This is a genomic window from Variovorax sp. P4_D9, from assembly GCF_056401695.1.
Genome location: NZ_JBFUIU010001002.1, coordinates 1 through 2,870, shown reverse-complemented (window position 1 = coordinate 2,870; position 2,870 = coordinate 1). Strand labels below are relative to the sequence as shown.

3 protein-coding genes are annotated in these 2,870 nt (G+C 61.3%); all 3 read right to left on the bottom strand.

The features are described from left to right. Window positions 1-238 precede the first annotated feature (238 nt). Window positions 239-448 carry a hypothetical protein gene (locus AC1DY5_RS49875; RefSeq protein WP_478121714.1) on the bottom strand — a complete coding sequence of 70 codons (210 nt, stop codon included), beginning with the start codon at window positions 446-448 and terminating at the stop codon, window positions 239-241. Between the two features lie 97 nt (window positions 449-545). Continuing rightward, entirely contained in the window at window positions 546-782 is a 237-nt protein-coding gene (locus AC1DY5_RS49870; protein ID WP_478121713.1) for a hypothetical protein, read from the bottom strand. 1,103 nt (window positions 783-1,885) lie between these two features. Beyond that, the gene (locus tag AC1DY5_RS49865) at window positions 1,886-2,857 is read right to left on the bottom strand and encodes a phage major capsid protein (protein WP_478121715.1); all 972 of its coding nucleotides are present in this window, start codon (window positions 2,855-2,857) and stop codon (window positions 1,886-1,888) included. Window positions 2,858-2,870 lie beyond the last annotated feature (13 nt).

The window sequence follows — 2,870 nt, the reverse complement described above, 5'->3', positions numbered from 1 at the left end:
CTATCGGCGCGAGAAGATGCTTTCGCGTTGGCAGCCAAGAAGAATGCGGGAAAACCGGCTGACTCAAAAAGATCGTACTTTGCCGACTACGATCCAACGAGGGGCGGATGGTTTGTCAACAATATTGACATCGGCGAGCAGTCAGCGTTGACCCTCAGCGGTGAGCCTTTCGACTACCGCACGGATCAGGTTCTACGTCGTGACACCCCAGCTCGACACGCTCCGTCTTCTGTGACCTTCACTCCGGTGCGCCCAGCGCCGTCATGTGCGCCACGATGGCCTCGAGCTGCGCGAGGTCGAATAGACCGTTCAGGATCACCGCCCCGGTGTTTAGCACGTCCAGCTCCTTGATCGAGCCCTCTACCTTGGGTAGAGGGAACTCCTCGGCCACGCGGATCTCGTGGTTCCTGCGGGCGATGCGCTTCGGGTCTGGGGGGTTGCGGGGCATGGCTGGAGGAGCGCCCGTCGGTGCTCGCGTCAGGGCGGCCAGCGCGCCTGGCTCGGAGTCCGCTTGAAGACAACGGAGCTAGGGTTTGCCGCCCCGGTTATATGGACTCCCGTTCAACAAGCGACTTCTTGAAGCAGCTCTGATTCGGCATGTCCATCGGCACCAGCCCTATGAATCGCGTGTACGCTGAATCCAACGTCGCGAGCTTGTCCCTCCATTCGGAAGGATCGACTGCCTCACCGCGTCGCACGCGCATGACCAGCTTGTTCCAAGCTTCCGCAAAGGCTTCAAATTCGCTCGAAGCCAGGAAAATTCGCTGCCAATCGTCAGTCATAGGCGAACGTCGGTCGGTGAGATGAGAAGAGCTCTGGAGGCCTTCGCTTCCCCGAGCTCAATGACGGGGCATTCTCCTCCGATGGAAAAATGATGGTTGCAACGGGATGTGACTTCGGATCGGCCAGGCAAGCGAAGCATTACGGATGCTCTCCACAAGTTGGCGACCTGCGTGCGCATGAAAAAGCCCGCCGAAGCGGGCAAGACCTCTTGCAAGGTCAGAGAGGAAAGAATCATCGTGAAACTTGATCCAGAACAAAGCAAGAAGCACTCGACGCGCCCATGCTGTAAACGAGGACAAGTCGCGCACCAGATCAGATGAGAGAGGATCACGATGGTCAACGACGGCTACGCAGATCTTGACTATTGAGAATGGGTTGTACGCGTGGAGATCACAAGTGCCGGAGAAGCGTTTTCAGCGCATGCGGATCTCTTCTGGGAGGGACAGCATAAATGCCGGATGGCGTTGTCCTCTTCACGAGTTGATGAGACCGCCGCAAGGCTTGCCTTGTGCGCGAAAGCTCGGGACTTCATCGACGACTGGATTTCCCGCACCCACACCGGCGACACACGATTCTTGGAGCTATAGGGATCTGTCGCAGTGAATACGACGGCCTCCGGCGCTGGTAGAGGAAGCTTCGGCACCCACCCGGACTCGGGCGGCTCCTCGATGCCGGAGGTCGCCCTCCATAGCAAGCCGCGCTACCTCGTTGAGGCGTCCGGGCGGCTGAGCGCAATAACGGACCCCGATCAACACAACCGCCACCATGAGCGCCGGCCCATCGGCATTGATGCCAGTGGTTCTCCTGGCTCGGAGTCCGCTTGAAGACAACGGAGCAGGGTTTGCCGAACCGGTGGGGTAAAGGTGAGGGAGTGCAGCGCGGTTATGTCAGGCCTCGCGGTGATCCCTCGTCACAGCCCTTCTCCCGAGAGCAGCCACCCGAACCGCGCATGAAGGCACGCGATCCGGTTTTGAATAGGTGCGCGCCCGCCTTGAAAAAGCTCGGCCGCGCGCTCTCATGGTTGTTGCTCTGCTCATGAGTAATCCCCTTGATCTGTCTTTAAGGACGGATGCCGGTCACGACAGCGAAGGCTGCCGGATAGTCACATCACGTCGGCGCGCACATGGCAAGCGAAGCCGATTTCACCGGTGCCCGCGTACAGCTCGCTCAGCACCTGCACCGACACGTTCTCGCGAAGCATGAAGTACAAATTGCCGAAGTCGCCGACGTACATCTCGGTGCAGTCGCTCGACGTGCCGACCGTGAGCGCGTTCGGGATCTGGCTGGTGCCAATGAGTTGGATCGGCTCGAGCATGCCGGGCACGCGTAGCGGCTGGTTCGTCTTGTCGGCAAGTTGGCCCAGCCCGACCAGGGAGCGCGGCGACATGATCGCGGCGGTGGGCATCGGCGCATCGGCCTGCAGCAGCGCTTGGACAGCCGAGAACACGTTGGTGTAGCGCAGACTCGCCAACGATGCACCGTTGGCGCCGTTGGTCACTGCCTGGACGCCGCTGACGTTCAGCAGGCCGCGCGGCTCGGGCGACGTGCCAGAACCCCGCAGGCCGGCCCGGTCGAGTTCCTTGGCGAATGAYTGCGCGATGGCCAGGTACAGCGCTTCCGTGATGTTCTGACCGTCGCCGAGCAGTTCGCGCGAGATCTTGAACTGGAAGGCCAGGCTCTTGGGCGCAGCGACGACCGAGCGGAACACCGGATCAGAGGTTGCCAGCGCGCCAGCCTCCGCGCGCCAAGAGGCGGTCGGAATGGTCGACACCGCCGCGGTGGTGAACGACTTGCCGCCGCTGTTGAGCGGCACGATCGACGCGCCTGCACGCAGCAGCGACGAAACCGGGACCAGCGCCGACAAGATGCCGGGCATCAACACAGACGGCACAGCGAATCCGCCCGCGGTGACGGTGCCGACGCGTCGATCGCGCGGAGCAGCTCGCCCGCCTGCTTGGGCTCTAGAACCAATACTGTTCAGATAGATAATTCTGTGCGACAATCCGGTCCCGTCTCCACTACGGACGGAATCGATGGCACGAACAAGGAAGGCGCTACCGGCTCGAGTTGACACGGCGCACCTGATC